The 14,792-nt window shown below is 56.1% G+C and carries 17 protein-coding genes and 1 tRNA gene; 13 read left to right on the top strand and 5 right to left on the bottom strand.

The genetic code is table 11. From position 1 onward, the window contains the following. Window positions 1-3: 3 nt before the first annotated feature. A complete protein-coding gene (locus ALP8811_RS07090) occupies window positions 4-462 on the bottom strand; it encodes an Lrp/AsnC family transcriptional regulator (protein ID WP_108856433.1) in 459 nt (152 codons plus the stop codon). Window positions 463-575: 113 nt separating this feature from the next. On the opposite strand from ALP8811_RS07090, the gene ALP8811_RS07085 reads away from it, so the two are divergent. Both ALP8811_RS07085 and ALP8811_RS07080 read left to right on the top strand, forming a co-directional pair. After that, window positions 576-782, top strand: coding sequence for a DUF6356 family protein (locus ALP8811_RS07085; RefSeq protein ID WP_108856432.1), 207 nt, complete (start codon window positions 576-578; stop codon window positions 780-782). A 35-nt stretch (window positions 783-817) separates the two neighbouring features. Further along, the gene (locus tag ALP8811_RS07080; RefSeq protein WP_108856431.1) at window positions 818-1,594 is read left to right on the top strand and encodes a class II glutamine amidotransferase; all 777 of its coding nucleotides are present in this window, start codon (window positions 818-820) and stop codon (window positions 1,592-1,594) included. Here ALP8811_RS07080 and ALP8811_RS07075 read toward each other — a convergent pair. Beyond that, window positions 1,591-2,394 carry an enoyl-CoA hydratase gene (locus tag ALP8811_RS07075; RefSeq protein WP_108856430.1) on the bottom strand — a complete coding sequence of 268 codons (804 nt, stop codon included), beginning with the start codon at window positions 2,392-2,394 and terminating at the stop codon, window positions 1,591-1,593. The two genes, ALP8811_RS07080 and ALP8811_RS07075, sit on opposite strands and share 4 nt — an antisense overlap. Before the next feature lie 56 nt (window positions 2,395-2,450). Here ALP8811_RS07075 and ALP8811_RS07070 point away from each other — a divergent pair, with 56 nt between their 5' ends. From ALP8811_RS07070 to ALP8811_RS07045, 6 genes are all read left to right on the top strand, one after another. Beyond that, window positions 2,451-2,876: a PaaI family thioesterase gene (locus tag ALP8811_RS07070; RefSeq protein WP_108856429.1), complete on the top strand. Its 426-nt coding sequence runs from the start codon at window positions 2,451-2,453 to the stop codon at window positions 2,874-2,876. A gap of 66 nt (window positions 2,877-2,942) precedes the next feature. Beyond that, the gene (locus ALP8811_RS07065) at window positions 2,943-3,938 is read left to right on the top strand and encodes an SLAC1 anion channel family protein (protein WP_245924591.1); all 996 of its coding nucleotides are present in this window, start codon (window positions 2,943-2,945) and stop codon (window positions 3,936-3,938) included. Window positions 3,939-4,085: 147 nt separating this feature from the next. After that, the gene (gene rplM, locus ALP8811_RS07060; protein ID WP_108856428.1) at window positions 4,086-4,550 is read left to right on the top strand and encodes a 50S ribosomal protein L13; all 465 of its coding nucleotides are present in this window, start codon (window positions 4,086-4,088) and stop codon (window positions 4,548-4,550) included. A gap of 2 nt (window positions 4,551-4,552) precedes the next feature. Beyond that, window positions 4,553-5,041 carry a 30S ribosomal protein S9 gene (rpsI, locus tag ALP8811_RS07055; protein ID WP_108856427.1) on the top strand — a complete coding sequence of 163 codons (489 nt, stop codon included), beginning with the start codon at window positions 4,553-4,555 and terminating at the stop codon, window positions 5,039-5,041. Between the two features lie 167 nt (window positions 5,042-5,208). Beyond that, window positions 5,209-5,592, top strand: a complete 384-nt coding sequence (locus ALP8811_RS07050) for a hypothetical protein (RefSeq protein ID WP_108856426.1) — start codon at window positions 5,209-5,211, stop codon at window positions 5,590-5,592. A gap of 164 nt (window positions 5,593-5,756) precedes the next feature. Next, a tRNA-Arg gene (locus tag ALP8811_RS07045) sits at window positions 5,757-5,833 on the top strand. Window positions 5,834-5,873: 40 nt separating this feature from the next. Here the strand turns inward: ALP8811_RS07045 and ALP8811_RS07040 are convergent. Next, complete coding sequence (locus tag ALP8811_RS07040) at window positions 5,874-6,617, bottom strand: glutamine amidotransferase (RefSeq protein ID WP_108856425.1); 744 nt, start codon at window positions 6,615-6,617, stop codon at window positions 5,874-5,876. A 119-nt stretch (window positions 6,618-6,736) separates the two neighbouring features. Beyond that, window positions 6,737-7,318 (bottom strand): peptidoglycan L,D-endopeptidase MepK, encoded by a 582-nt coding sequence (mepK, locus tag ALP8811_RS07035; protein ID WP_108856424.1) that lies wholly within the window; start codon window positions 7,316-7,318, stop codon window positions 6,737-6,739. A 366-nt stretch (window positions 7,319-7,684) separates the two neighbouring features. Here mepK and ALP8811_RS07030 point away from each other — a divergent pair, with 366 nt between their 5' ends. The 4 genes from ALP8811_RS07030 to ALP8811_RS07015 are packed head-to-tail and all read left to right on the top strand — an operon-like array spanning window position 7,685 to window position 11,980. Next, window positions 7,685-9,310 (top strand): L,D-transpeptidase family protein, encoded by a 1,626-nt coding sequence (locus ALP8811_RS07030; RefSeq protein WP_108856423.1) that lies wholly within the window; start codon window positions 7,685-7,687, stop codon window positions 9,308-9,310. A gap of 55 nt (window positions 9,311-9,365) precedes the next feature. After that, on the top strand, window positions 9,366-10,472 hold the full coding sequence (locus ALP8811_RS07025; RefSeq protein ID WP_108856422.1) for a UDP-3-O-(3-hydroxymyristoyl)glucosamine N-acyltransferase: 1,107 nt from the start codon (window positions 9,366-9,368) through the stop codon (window positions 10,470-10,472). Between the two features lie 27 nt (window positions 10,473-10,499). After that, window positions 10,500-10,766 (top strand): acyl carrier protein, encoded by a 267-nt coding sequence (locus ALP8811_RS07020; protein ID WP_108856421.1) that lies wholly within the window; start codon window positions 10,500-10,502, stop codon window positions 10,764-10,766. A 5-nt stretch (window positions 10,767-10,771) separates the two neighbouring features. After that, entirely contained in the window at window positions 10,772-11,980 is a 1,209-nt protein-coding gene (locus tag ALP8811_RS07015; RefSeq protein ID WP_108856420.1) for a beta-ketoacyl-[acyl-carrier-protein] synthase family protein, read from the top strand. Window positions 11,981-12,060: 80 nt separating this feature from the next. Here ALP8811_RS07015 and ALP8811_RS07010 read toward each other — a convergent pair whose 3' ends face one another. After that, window positions 12,061-12,696 carry an invasion associated locus B family protein gene (locus tag ALP8811_RS07010; RefSeq protein WP_108856419.1) on the bottom strand — a complete coding sequence of 212 codons (636 nt, stop codon included), beginning with the start codon at window positions 12,694-12,696 and terminating at the stop codon, window positions 12,061-12,063. A 531-nt stretch (window positions 12,697-13,227) separates the two neighbouring features. Between ALP8811_RS07010 and ALP8811_RS07005 the strand changes: the two genes are divergently transcribed. After that, window positions 13,228-14,772 carry a helicase HerA-like domain-containing protein gene (locus tag ALP8811_RS07005; RefSeq protein WP_108856418.1) on the top strand — a complete coding sequence of 515 codons (1,545 nt, stop codon included), beginning with the start codon at window positions 13,228-13,230 and terminating at the stop codon, window positions 14,770-14,772. The last annotated feature ends 20 nt before the right edge of the window (window positions 14,773-14,792 follow it).

Genomic DNA, 14,792 nt, shown 5'->3' with positions numbered 1-14,792 from the left:
GTCTTAAAGCGACAGTTCTGTCGTTTCCTTTAGCTCTTCCATCACGAAGCTGGCTGAGACATCGCTGAGGTCGACCTTCTCGATCAGGCGTTGGTATAGCGCGTCATAGTCTTTCACATCGTTCACGCGCGCGTGGATCAGGTAATCCAGATCGCCGGTCATGCGATAGGCGCCGAGGATCTCGGGCATCAGCTTGACCGCCCGCGAGAATTTTTCCAGCCAGTCTGCATCATGGTTCGACGTGCGGACCTGAATGAAAACGGACAGGCCAAGCCCCAGCTTCTGAGGATCCAACAGGGCGACGCGTTTGCGAATGATCCCGGTTTCCTGAAGGTTCCGAACGCGCCGCCAACAGGCGTTGCGTGACAAGCCGACCCGCTCGCCCAGTTCCTCCAGACTTTGATCTGCATTTTGTTGTAGGGCGCCCAGGATTTTGCGATCTAATGTGTCAATATCTTGCATATTAGGTATCTAGAGGGAAAATATCTCAATATTCAACTAATGCTTCGATAGTTTGGGAAAAAATCTACGTGATTGTGGAGCATTCTTTTCATACACACTCACGGAGAAGCGCGATGATCAGCAAGGTATTTCTTGACCACCCGAATTCAGTAGATGAAACCTATTTGGAACACGCTCGATTTGCGGCCGGTTTTTCATTCTGGTTGTTCGTAGCTGCTGGTGCAGCAGTGATCCACGCAGTGATTCCATCTGCATTCGAGAAAACTGCCAGCGGGATCATCGCGCGGCTTTATGCCAAGACCCATAATCGCGGCCAGTAAGCCCGAAGGGTAAGACTGGAAAGCAAGGGGGCAGTATGTGCCGTTGGGCCGCCTATCTGGGTGCACCGATTTTTATGGAAGAGGTCGTGGTCCAGCCCGGCCATTCGCTGATCCAGCAAAGTCAGGAAGCGGAAGAGGCAAAAACCGCCATCAACGCTGATGGGTTCGGGGTGGCGTGGTATGACCATCGCGCCGAACCTGGGCTGTACAGGGATGTGTTGCCCGCGTGGTCTGATCCGAACCTGCGGGCGTTGGCCCATCAGGTGAAATCGCGGCTGTTTTTGGCCCATGTGCGCGCCTCGACGGGATCGGCCACCAGCCGCAACAATTGTCATCCGTTTGCATATAAGCAGTGGAGCTTCATGCATAACGGCCAGATTGGCGGGTTCGAGGGGTTCCGCAAACAGGCGGACATGCTGATCCCAGATGCGCTTTATGGAAAGCGGCAGGGAGCCACGGACAGCGAAGTGCTGTTTCTTCTGACCATCGAGGCGATTGAAGCGGGCGCGAGCGTACCACAGGCGCTTGAGCGCGCCACGCGTGCCTTGCTGGACTTGTCGCGCCGCTTAGGCACCACACCGCATCTGCGCCTGTCGGCGGCTTTGTCAGACGGAACATCCCTTTGGGCCGCGCGGTGCGCGTCGGATCAGTATGCGCCATCTGTCTATTATCGCTGGTCAGACAGCCGGCAAGGGTGGGCTGTCGTGTCCGAACCGTTGGATCGGGACGAAGATGATTGGATCAGTCTGCCACCCGGCCACATCGCGCAGTTTGATGGGCGCGATGTGACGGTGATGACGTTTCAGCCCTAAGCGTCTTCGTTCTGAGACCACTCAGGCTTGCGCTTTTCGATGAAGGCCTGAATGCCCTCGGCGGTATCGCGCAGCATCATGTTCTCTGCCATTACGCCGCCAGTGAAGGCATAGGCCTCTTCCAGATCCATCAGGGCTTGATCGTAGAAAGCGGACTTGCCGATCTTCACAGCGGCCCCCAGTTTCGAGGCCACCGTTGCAGCCAGTTCGTCCGTTGCCGCGCGCAAGTCATCATGCGGAACCACGCGGTTAACCAATCCGACCTCGCGTGCACGGGTGGCGTCAATGAACTCGCCCGTGGTCAGCATCTCGAACGCGACTTTGCGCGGCACATTGCGGGTCAGGGCGACCATCGGAGTCGAACAGAACAACCCGATATTCACCCCATTCACGCCAAAGCGTGTGCCTTCCGCAGCAACGGCCATATCGCATGTCGCAGCCAGCTGGCAGCCAGCGGCGGTGGCGATACCGTGGATCTCGGCGATGACGGGTTGGGGTAGGCGGGGGATCAGGGTCATTACTTCGGCACAGCGGGTGAACAGGTCGTTGAAATAGGCGTGACCTCCATCCTCGGCGGCACGGCCCGCGGTCATTTCCTTCAGGTCGTGACCGGCGCAGAACACCTTGCCCGCACCCGCGATCACAATCGCCCGGATCGAGCTGTCATTGGCCAGTGCCTCGAGCTCGGATTTTAGTGCGGCCAGCATCGCATCCGACAGCGCGTTCAGCGCTCCGGGGTTGTTCAACGTCAACCTCGCAACTGACGCTGCGTCCTCGCGGATCAGAATTGGGTCTGCCATCTTGTTCTCCCTTGGTTTGCGTCACACGATAGGCGGGAGCAACCGAAGGGGAAACCATGCAATTGAAAATGACGCAACGTGAATTGCAGGCCTTCCTGCAGGCCGAGTTCCCTCAGGTCGCGGATGACTTCGAAGTAGCCGAGGTCGCGCCGATGCGCGCCATCATCCGCAAACGCATCAGCGACAAGCATTTGCGCCCCGGTGGCACAGTCTCCGGCCCCAGTATGTTCGCCTTGGCGGATGTGGCGATTTATCTGGCTGTGCTGGCGATGATCGGACCCAAAGCGCTGGCCGTCACCACCAATTGCTCGATAGATTTCATGCGCAAACCGGCGTCCGGCGCGGATCTTTTGGCACATGCGACCATCCATAAGCTGGGGAAGGTATTGGCCGTCGGCGATGTGCTGATCTATTCCGAGGGTCATGACCGCCCGGTGGCCCGCGCCAGTTTGACCTACTCGATCCCGCCGGAACGGGCTTGACCCGGGCAGGCGAAAGGCGCACCACATTAGGATATTGCAATATGTCGCGCGAGGTTTTTAACGCCCATGTCTGACACGACCCAAGCCCCTGATCCGAACATGCCCCCGGAAGAGTTCAGCCGTCTGGCGCATTTTCCTGTCACATTCTTTGCGATCGTGATGGGGTTGATGGGGCTGACATTGGCGTTGCATGCGGGCGCTCCGGCGATGCCGATGCTCGAGGCTGCGTCGTCGCTGATGCTGCTGATTGGCGCCGCGGTGATGATCGCGATTGCCCTGATCTATGTCGCGAAGGCGTTGCGTCATCCCGCTGCCGTGGCCGAGGAGTGGCACCATCCCGTCAAGCTAGCCTTTTTCCCGACGATCTCGATCTCGCTTCTTTTGCTGGCGACGGCGGTGTTCCCGTACAATCCAACACTGGCCGAGTATGTGTGGCTTTTGGGCGTTGCGGGGCAGGGCGTGCTGACCATCGCGGTAATCTCTGGCTGGATCAGCCACCGGTCCTTTCAGGTGGGTCATCTGACGCCTGCGTGGTTCATTCCAGCAGTGGGTAACGTCATTGTTCCGGTGCTGGGTGCCCGTATCGGATATATCGAAACCTCTTGGCTGTTCTTTTCCGGCGGAATGATTTTCTGGATCGTGCTTCTGACGCTGGTAATGAACCGGTTGATTTTTCACGATCCTATTGTGGCGCGGCTGTTTCCGACCATGGTCATTCTGATCGCCCCACCCTCGGTCGCGTTTCTGGCCTATGTCAGCATGACAGGCGAGGTGGACGGTGTCGCCAGGTTGCTGATCTACTCGGGCTATATCTTTGCAGCGCTCGTGGTTGCTCAGGTGCCGCGTTTGGCAAAACTTCCCTTTGCGCTTAGCTGGTGGGCGTTGAGCTTCCCGATCGCGGCGTTGTCTATCGCCTCGTTCCGGTTTGCCCAGTTGGACGGCTCGCGTACACATCACAACATTGGCTTCATTTTGCTAGTTGTGTTGGTATTGGTGGTCGCTGGTCTGATCTGGCGTACCGGAAAAGCGATGCTGCGGGGCGAGATTTGCGTACCGGAATAGGTCTGAATTCGGTGTGTGGTGTGGGGTAAAATAATACCATATTTGTAATGTGTTGTTTTTGCACACTAAAAGCGGAAAGTCTGTGCTTGACCCGCCCTGCAAAATCACTAGAACCACACCATCCGAAACCCAATCAGGGCTGAATCAATGAAAACCTTCTCTGCAACGCCTGCAGATATCGAGAAAAAGTGGATCATCATCGACGCCGAAGGCGTTGTACTGGGCCGTCTTGCATCGATCATCGCAACGCGTCTTCGTGGCAAGCATAAAGCCTCGTTCACGCCGCATATGGACATGGGTGACAACGTCATCGTGATCAATGCGGACAAAGTACAAATGACCGGCAAGAAGCGCACCGACAAAGTGCACTACTGGCACACCGGTTATCCGGGCGGCATCAAGTCGCGCACTGCTGGCCAGATCCTCGAGGGTGACCACCCCGAGCGCCTGCTGACCAAAGCTGTGCAGCGTATGCTGCCGGGCGGCAAACTGAGCCGTCAGCAGATGACCAACCTGCGCATCTACGCCGGCGCCGAGCACCCCCACGAGGCCCAGAGCCCCGAAGTGCTGGACGTCAAGTCGATGAACCCCAAAAACACACGTGAGGGCTGATCATGACTGAAGAGATCAAATCGCTGGACGAGCTGAACGCCGTCGCAGAAGGCACCGAAGCTGTTGTTGAGGTTGCTGCCCCCCGTGAGCCCGTCCGTGACGAGCTGGGACGTTCCTATGCCACCGGCAAGCGTAAAGACGCTGTTGCTCGTGTGTGGATCAAGCCGGGTTCCGGCAAGGTCACCGTGAACGGCAAGGACATGGACAAATACTTCGCACGCCCCGTGCTGCAGCTGATCGTACGTCAGCCCGCACAGGTTGCTGGTGTTGAAGGCGAATTCGACGTGGTTGCCACCGTTAAAGGCGGCGGTCTGTCGGGCCAAGCTGGTGCCGTTAAGCACGGGATTTCGAAAGCTCTGCAGCTTTACGAACCCTCGCTGCGTGGCGCACTGAAAGCTGCTGGCTTCCTGACCCGTGACTCGCGTGTTGTTGAACGTAAGAAGTTCGGCCGCCGCAAAGCACGTCGTTCGTTCCAGTTCTCGAAGCGTTAATCGCCCGAGCGACGGTACTACAAAAATCAAAGGGTTCGCATTTTGCGAGCCCTTTTTTTATTGGAATGTGGGAAATTAGCCTTCGGATAGCGCCGTCAGCATATGGTAGTGCCTTGTCTGGAGTGATAAACTATAGATTGTCACTTTAGAGCGGAAAGGGATTGATTATGTTAAATAATATTGGCTTACCTGGTTTGGTCTTACTATTCGTAGTTGGAGCCATAGTTTGGGCAGCAGTTACCCAAACAGGCAAAGGAAAGCTCTATTTTAAGAACCCACACAATGGTCGTTTGCGCGATGCTCCGATTGGATTTTCTTGGACAACTTTGTTTTTTGGCCCTTTCCCTGCTCTATTTCGAGGTCATTGGGTTGGTGCGATAGTGATCTTCATCGTTACTCTCATAAGTTATGGTCTCGCCGGAATTGTCTTTCCGTTTTTCTATAATAGGTGGTATGTGGGTTACTTGGTCAATGATGGCTATAAAGTGACCGGAGCAGACGGAAGTATCGCCGAAATCTCAAACTATCTGGGTAGAGAATTGCCTCAGTAAGAAATTGGCGCTGAGGTCTTACAACGAAATACCAAGCATTAATCGTCGAGATACAGATTTTGGGAAGGGCTGCCAGTTTGGCGGTCCTTTTCTTTTGTACCGCTCTGAAATGCCGCGGTTTCATGTTGCGGGGGGCAGGGCGATGGCCTATATCCCCGCCTTAAGCACCCGTAGCTCAGCTGGATAGAGCGCTGCCCTCCGAAGGCAGAGGCCAGAGGTTCGAATCCTCTCGGGTGCGCCATTTTCCTAACTATATCTGTAGCATCTGCCCTTGTATGGGCTTAGCTGTCCCGATACCGATCCACGAAATTCCGCAAGATCTGGGCGGGTGCGTGAACGTTTGCTGCGTGGACCATGTCGACCAGCGCTTCCGCTTCTTCCGGCGGGAAATAGCCGTGGTGTTTGTAAATCCCGATCCGGGTTTCAAACCCATGTGCGTCGGCTTCTGGGTGGAACTGGGTGGCATAGACGTTCTGGCCAAAGCGGATCATCTGAAACGGGCAGGGGGCGGATGTCACCAACTGCGTGCAGCCCTCGGGCAGCTGTTGCATTGCTTCCTTATGACCTACGAAGGCCTCAAACGCGTCAGGGATGCCCTTCAGCAGTGGATCGTCGCGTCCTTCGTCGGTCAAGCGGCAGGGGCTTGCGCTGACGGGCTCTCCGAATTGATCTTTTGAGATCGCGCCCGGTTTAAGGTGATGGCCCAAGATACCGATACCATAGCAGCAACCCAGAAACGGGATGTCGCGGGTGGTGATTTCGGGCATGAGCGACAGGCACTCTGCTTCGATCTTGGCCTCGATTGCGGATTTCTTGTCTGGCGCGTCTGAAACGCAGCCCGGTCCGCCGCCGACAATGACACCCGAATAGGCGGTCAGATCCAAGGTGTCGGGAATGCGTTCCTGATCCAGTCGGATACGATGCACCTGATCCGCGCTTAGCCCACCTTTGGACAGAAACGCCTGAAATTCGTCATCCGAGGCGTCGGTTTCAGGGCGCAGTTGCAAGATCAGGAAAGGTTTCATCATCGCCTCATTTGTCGTTCAGGGTTAGATGCCAAAGCTGGGCAGGCGGGTCAACAGACTGCGTCACAACAAAAAAGCGCCCGAGGGCGCTTTTGACTGCATCGTATCATGTTGTCGGATCAGCGACCCCAAGTGCGAACCACGCCGCAATCCATATGCACAAAGTTCGAGCCGGAGTATTTTCCAACACCGCCACCGTTACAGGCAACCGCAGCTTTGAAGATCTGGTTCACCGAACGGGATTTCAGACGCAAGTCTGCGGCCTGACCTTTCATGTGAAGCGAATTCTTGGCGACGCCGCGCGAACGTGAACGCAACATTGCGTTGGTTTTGGGCGAACGATAACCAGACAACATGGTGTAGGGTTCACGTACATCCATTAGACCATGGGCAGCAGCCATGATGTCGATGTTGCGGGTGTCGATCTTGATCGAGGTGTCCGTACGCCAGTCACGCATGAAATGGTTGATCTCTTTCAAGGCATCTTTGATGTATTTGCCTTCGACCCAATAAATCATGTTGATGGTTTCGCCGGTGCGTCCTGAATACATGGCCAGACGGCGTACATCGCCACCGCCACGCAAAAATCCAGCTGCATTGGCATACATGGGGGCTGAGGTTACAGCGGTAGCTGCAAAAGCCCCAAGTAGCCCGCGCCGAGTGATGCCCGATTTCAAGCCGTTAGAAGTCCCGTAGGTCATTGTCGTAGCGTGTCCCGTCGCTTGCCTGTCACCATACCCGCCTGACTCTGTGGTCAAATCGGGGTGATGCGTTTACCTATTCCCCAGACGTGCCTCCTTATGGCACAACTCGAATCGTGCGCCAAGTAGAGTTTTCAGTCCCTTAACGGGTTCAAGAAAAATCGGCAGAAATTTGCTGAAAATCACAAAGCGCGGGTTAATCGTGGCGCTGGCGCAGCACTTGGCGCGGTTGTGGTAAGGTATTCCGGATACAGTTAATGCGCTTTGCGTAAAACCTGCCCCAGTTTTCCTTATTGTGAATAGACAGCCGTAACGAGATGTTGGAATACTCATTCTCAGCACGATCCCATTCATTTCGGACATGACATGACGAATAAATTACCCAAGCGCGTACGGTCGCCATTTCTGACTTTTGCATTTGCTGCTGTCGGGGCCGCTGCTCTTAGTATTTCATCACCCGTTCCAGCGACGGCTCAAAGCACTGTTTCGGCTTTTGCCCAATCGGTCGCCGAGGCTGCAGCGCGCGAAGGTGAAGTTGCTGCATTCTATCGTGCAAATGGCTATCAACCAATCTGGACAGGTAATTCGGCCGAGGATCTGTCCCGTCGAAAAGCGCTTCTTACTGCGCTGTCCAAGGCAGGTGATCACGGACTTCCGACCGTTGACCTTGGCGATCTTAAAATGCGTATGGCGAACGTAACCTCAGTGCGCGACTTGGGTGCGCTTGAGGTCGAGTTGTCGACGTTGTTGGTCGACTACGCGCAAGGCGTGAGTTCGGGCATTCTGACGCCGAGCAAAATTGACAGTGGGATCGTCCGTAAGATCAATCGCAAGGACGGCACCGATGTTCTTTCGGGTTTTGCATCTTCCTCACCTGCTGGATATCTGAAATCCCTGCCGCCGAAGAATGCCGAATATGGCCGCCTCATGCGCGAGAAGTTGCGTTTGGAAAACGCCATCCAGCATGGCGGCTGGGGCAAGACCGTTGCTGCGAAGAAGCTGAAGCCGGGTCAGTCGGGCGACGCTGTGATTGCCCTGCGGAATCGCTTGGTCCGCATGGGATATCTCAGCCGTTCGGCCAGCCGCAGCTATGATGCGTCGATCCAAAAAGCTGTGCAGCAGTTTCAAGCCGATCACGGCCTGACCGATGACGGTGTCGCAGGGGCTGGCACCATTGCCGAGATCAATGTCACGCCAGAAAAACGTCTGGCTTCGATCCTAGTCGCGATGGAACGAGAGCGCTGGACCAATTTCGAACGTGGAGAGCGCCACGTTTGGGTGAACCTCACTGATTTCACCGCCAAGATTGTGGATAGGGGCAGCGTTACGTTCCGAACACGCTCGGTCATTGGCAAGAATGTCTCGGACCGCCGCAGCCCAGAGTTTTCGGATGTGATGGAGCATATGGTGATTAATCCCACCTGGAATGTTCCTCGTTCGATCGCCACGAAAGAGTATCTTCCGATGCTCAAGAACAATCCCAATGCGGTCAGTCATCTGAAGTTGATCGATAGCCGAGGCCGTGTGGTCAACCGGGGGGCAGTGGATTTCACCAAGTTCACCGCGCGTAGCTTCCCCTTTGCGATTAAGCAGCCGCCGTCATCGCGCAATGCTTTGGGGCTGGTGAAGTTTATGTTCCCCAACAAATACAACATCTATCTGCACGATACGCCTTCCAAAAACCTGTTCGCGCGCGAAGTGCGTGCCTTCAGCCATGGATGTATCCGGCTGAGCGATCCGTTTGATTTTGCCTATGCGCTTTTGGCAAAGCAAAGCAGCAATCCCAAAGCGACTTTCCACAATGCGCTGGAGACAAGACGCGAAACGCGGATTGATCTGGAAAAGCACGTGCCGGTTCATATCGTCTATCGTACAGCCGTGGCACCTGCGAAGGGACGTGTGAACTATCGCCGCGATATTTATGGGCGCGATGCGAAAGTTTGGGCCGCTTTGCAAAATGCTGGGGTAGCACTTCACGCCGTGGATGGTTAAATCCTTTAGTGTGGTGATCGGGCGCAGAAGCCCGGCACCTTTAAAGGAGCGTTGAATGACTTTCACCCTTTCCGAGATTGCCGCCGCGCTGGGGGCTGAATTCCAAGGCGATGGCAGTATCGCTTTGTCCGGGGCAGCTGAACCGCAGGACGCCCGCGCAGACCAATTGGCGTTGGCGATGGACCCGAAATATGCGGACGGTATCGCCGAAGGTAAGGCACGTGCGGCCTTGTTGTGGGACGGGGCTGATTGGAAAGCGCTTGGTCTGGATGGTGCGATCTGTATGACGCGCGGCAAGACGGCGATGCCGATTTTGACCCGTGCGCTGGATCCGGGCTTGGGAATCGCGCCGGGCATTCACCCTTCTGCCGTTGTTGAAGACAGCGCCGAGGTCGGAGAAGGTGCCCGCATTGGTCCTCTTGCTGTGATTGGGGCGGATGTGAAAATCGGCGCGAATGCACAGATTGGGGCGCATGCCTCGATTGGCTATGGATCTGTGATCGGCGACGATCTGATCCTGCATCCCGGGGCACGCATTGCACATCTCTGCTCTATCGGAAATCGCTATACAGGTCAGTCCAACTCGGTTGTTGGCGGCGACGGGTTCTCCTTTGTCACGCTGGACAAGGAAAGCGCTGTCGAAAGCCTGCGTGGAGGCATGGCCGAAGGTGAAACTGCTGTTTCGGTGGAAGGCAGCGCCCATTGGGCACGCGTCCATTCGCTGGGCGGGGTCGAAATCGGAGATGATGTGGAACTTGGCGCAGGCTCGACCATTGACCGCGGCACCATCCGCGCCACACGGATCGGACGCGGCACCAAGATCGACTGTCAGGTTCAAGTTGGCCACAACGCCGAGGTAGGCGAAGATGTGATGATGTGTGGCAACGTGGGCGTGTCGGGGTCTGCCAAAATCGGCAACCGCGTCGTGCTGGGTGGCAAGGTCGGCGTAAGCGACAACATCTTCATCGGAGATGACGTAATCGCTGGCGGGGGCACCAATATCTATACCAACGTTCCTGCCGGGCGCGCGGTACTGGGAAGTCCGGCCGTGAAGATCGAGACGGAAATGGCTATTCGGCGCGAATTACGCCGTCTGCCGCGTTTGGCCGATACTCTTCGTGAGCTTCAAAAAACAGTTACAAAACTAGTGGACAAGGGCTAGAAATTCGCCACCGCGAAAGGGGACCATATGTCTGAAAGCATTCAGGACCGCGTCATCGCCATCATCGCCGAACAGGCCATTTTGGAGCCGGGCGACGTCAGCCTAGATCAATCCTTGGAAGATCTCGGCATCGACAGCCTTGGCCTTGTTGAAAGCATCTTCGCCATCGAAGAAGCCTTTGACATTTCAGTGCCGTTCAACGCCAACGAACCCTCAAAGAGCGATTTTGACATCTCGTCGGTCGCTGCCATCATTCGTGCGGTCGAAGGTCTGGTCGCGGATCAAGCCGCCTGACAGCCATGAAACGTATTGTCATCACCGGCCAAGGCACGATCAATGCGCTTGGCCGTAATGTCCCGGAAACGCTCGAAGCGATGCGCGAGGGGCGCTGTGGGATCTCGGATCTTGAGTTTCAGGATGTCGAACGCCTGTCCATTCGCATCGGTGCACAGGTCAAGGGCTATGAACCGGAAGAGACGTTCAACCGCCAGCAGATCGCGCTTTATGATCGCTTCACACAGTTCACCCTGATTGCCGCACGCGAGGCGATTAGCCAGTCAGGTCTGACCTTCTCGGGCGAGCTTGCGACGCGCTCTGGCGTGGTCCTTGGCACTTCTGGCGGGGGAATGAACACGCTGGATGAGAATTATCGCTCGGTCTATGAGGACGGCAAAAACCGGGTGCACCCCTTTGTTGTTCCCAAATTGATGAACAACGCAGCAGCCAGTCATGTGTCGATGGAATGGAACCTGAAGGGGCCAAGTTTCACCGTGGCGACGGCATGCGCCAGTTCCAACCACGCGATGGGGCAGGCGATGCAGATGATCCGGTCAGGCATGGCGGATGTGATGATCACTGGCGGATCCGAGGCGATGCTGTGCTTTGGTGGGATCAAGGCCTGGGAAGGCTTGCGGGTTATGTCCAAAGACGCCTGCCGACCGTTCTCGGCCAATCGCAACGGGATGGTGCAGGGTGAAGGCGCTGCGGTTTTTGTATTCGAAGAATTTGAGCATGCGCGTGCCCGGGGCGCCGAGATCCTGGCCGAGGTGGTGGGCTTTGCAATGACCTCGGACGCGGCTGATATCGTGATGCCATCCAAGCAAGGCGCATCGCGTGCGATTGCAGGTGCCATGAAGGACGCCCGCATGAATCCGGAAGACGTCGCCTATATCAATGCACATGGCACCGGCACAGCGGCCAATGACAAGACGGAATGCTCGGCTGTGGCAGATGCGTTTGGCCATCATGCGGACGAGCTGATGATCTCTTCAACCAAATCCATGCATGGGCATTTGATTGGCGGCACCGGAGCAGTCGAGCTTTTGGCCTGTATCATGGCGCTGCGGGAAGGTGTGATTGCCCCCACGATTGGCTATGAGGAGCCAGATCCGGAATGCGCGCTTGACGTGGTGCCGAATGTCGCCCGCGATGTGAAGGTTGATGCGGTTCTTTCCAACGCTTTTGCGTTCGGCGGCTTGAATGCCGTTCTGGCCTTGCGGGCTACCTGACGGGTCGAAAGAAATACGTCTTCGCCAACAAAAAACGCCGCCTGAAATGGGCGGCGTTCTAATTTTTTGTGATCTGTTTCTTACTGCGCTTCAGGTGCAGCCCGCGGAACCGGTGCTGTCAGCTCGTCATAGGACGCTGTAAAGCCGGACAAGGACATGGTCAGGTTGACGCGCTGATCAGGAGCAGCTGCTGGAACAATCGACACCGTGGCCTTTGCGCCGGCTTTGAAACCCGCAATCTCGTCTGCGGTGAAGCCGATATTGGCCACACAGCCCAATTGGGTGCAGAAACGGAACGGATAGCGACGGCCCTGCGCACCATCGACAGAGATGGTCAGCTGTTGGGTCAACAGCGTTTCCAGCGGCGCAACGACAGTCGCCCCAGCCACGGCCTGACTACCCTCGGGCAGTTTGCCCAGCGAGATCTCGGCAACGGCGTTTCCGGTGTCATCTTTCAGAAGCTGGTACATCTGGCAGGGGTCTTCGCCCTGGCCTTCAGGAAGCGTGATGCATTTGCGTTCCCAGTCTCCGGTGACCTTTTCAACATAGGTCTGTCCCGGTTGGCGGGTGCCATCAACGGGTTCACCCAGATCAACGGCTGGCTGGGTTGCCGGAGCGTCTTCTGTGGTTGCTTCCGAATTGTTCTGAGCCATGGCAGCAGTGCCCAACGAAAGCGCTGCGACAAGTGAGAGGGATCTGATCAGCTCGATTTTCATGATCTTTCCTTGTTTCGAAATCAATTTTTTGTTGGGGATGGAATAACATGGTGCCGCGAAAGTGTCAGGTGAAAATGCACCAGAATGACGGGAAATAAGGGGGGATTACAATCGGTGGCGGTGGACCGCCGATGCAAGGGGATAAGACGGATTCAGACTGGCAGAAAAGCGCCATATTTCAGCACAAAAAGAAAGGGACCCGCGATCACGGGTCCCCTTCGAATTTCTCTCCCTGCCGGACTGACCGGCTTATTGTTGGCGACGCTATGTCACTTGAAAGAAGCGGTCAAGTTAGAAAGTGACGTGTATTCGACATAATCGAGACTTTTTGCGTCACCGATCTTAGCCCGATGAAAATCCGTGCAAGGTATTGAACATGATAAAAAAACCGCGCCCGAAGGCGCGGCAGTCTGACAGGGAGGAAGTCTTCCCAGACCCCAAAGGTCAATGGGAATGATTACAGTATGGCCTGTGGTGGTTAATTTAGTATTGTCGCAGACAAGAATGATTTTATGGGCAGGAGACAGGCAAGTGGACGGTACGATTTTCATTGGTGGCGGCGGCGAAGAATACGGCGAGAAACAGGGGCTGTTGCTGAAATATGCCAACCGTCATGGACTGGTCGCTGGCGCTACGGGGACTGGGAAAACCGTCACACTACAAATCATGGCCGAAAGCTTTGCCGCACAAGGTGTTCCGGTCTTCCTGTCGGATGTGAAAGGCGACTTGTCGGGGCTGGCCAAGGCGGGTGATGCAGGGTTCAAACTGCACGATGCCTTTACCTCGCGTGCCGAAAAGATCGGTTTTGACGACTATACCTATAATGCTTTCCCGGTCACTTTCTGGGATCTTTATGGCGATCAGGGTCACCCGATCCGCACCACCGTGTCCGAGATGGGGCCGCTTCTGCTGTCGCGTCTATTAGAGCTGACCGACGCGCAGGAAGGGGTTCTGAACATTGCCTTCCGCGTGGCGGACGAACAGGGGCTTGGGCTTCTGGACCTGAAAGACCTTCAGGCGCTTCTGGTCTGGGTGGGTGAAAATGCCAAGGACATGTCGTTGCGCTATGGCAATGTCTCGACCTCATCCGTCGGGGCCATCCAGCGCGCGCTTTTGGTGCTTGAGAACCAAGGTGGACATAAACTCTTTGGTGAGCCAGCGTTGGAGCTGTCTGACATTATGCGTACGGACACAGATGGGCGCGGACGAATCTCGATCCTTGCCTCGGACAAGCTGATGGGCGCACCGCGTCTTTATGCGACCTTCCTGCTGTGGCTGTTGTCAGAACTGTTCGAAGAACTGCCCGAGGTGGGCGACCCCGACAAACCCAAGCTGGTCTTCTTCTTTGATGAAGCGCATCTGCTGTTTGATGACGCCCCCAAGGCGCTGGTGGACAAGGTAGAGCAAGTGGCCCGCCTAATCCGGTCAAAAGGTGTGGGCGTCTATTTCGTCACCCAAAACCCGGCAGATGTTCCCGAGGACATTCTGGGGCAACTAGGCAACCGTGTGCAGCACGCTTTGCGCGCCTTCACGGCTAAAGACCGTCGTGCGCTGAAGCAGGCGGCGGAAACCTATCGCGACAATCCGCGGTTCTCGACTGAAGACGCCATCCGAGAGGTCGGCGTGGGTGAAGCGGTGACCTCGTTCCTGGAATCTAAAGGCGCGCCCGGAGTGGTCGAGCGCACGTTGATCCGGCCGCCGTCTTCGCAGCTTGGTCCGATTGAAATCAGCGAACGCAAGGCGCTGATCGACGCCTCGCCGATCGCGGGGAAATACGAAACGCTGAAGGATCGCGAAAGCGCCTATGAGGTGCTGACCAAACGGGCCGTTGAAGCTGCGAAAGAAGCAGAAGAGGCTGAACGTCTTGAGGAAGAAGCCGAAAGTGTCGCCGAACGGGAATACCGTGCGGGCCGGCGCTATTCAGGAAGTAAAGTCGGACGCTCGACCTCGCGCAGCAAGTCATCCTCTGGCGGGTTTGGCAAAGCCGTGACTGATGTCGTGCTGAAAGAGCTGAAAGGCACCACAGGCAAACGGATCGTGCGCGGCATTCTGGGATCGCTGTTCAAAGGGCGTTGACCGCCCCTTGAGTAAAATCA

The organism is Aliiroseovarius pelagivivens (assembly GCF_900302485.1).
GTDB classification, from domain to species: Bacteria; Pseudomonadota; Alphaproteobacteria; order Rhodobacterales; family Rhodobacteraceae; genus Aliiroseovarius; species Aliiroseovarius pelagivivens.
This window is presented reverse-complemented; position numbering and strand designations above follow the sequence as displayed.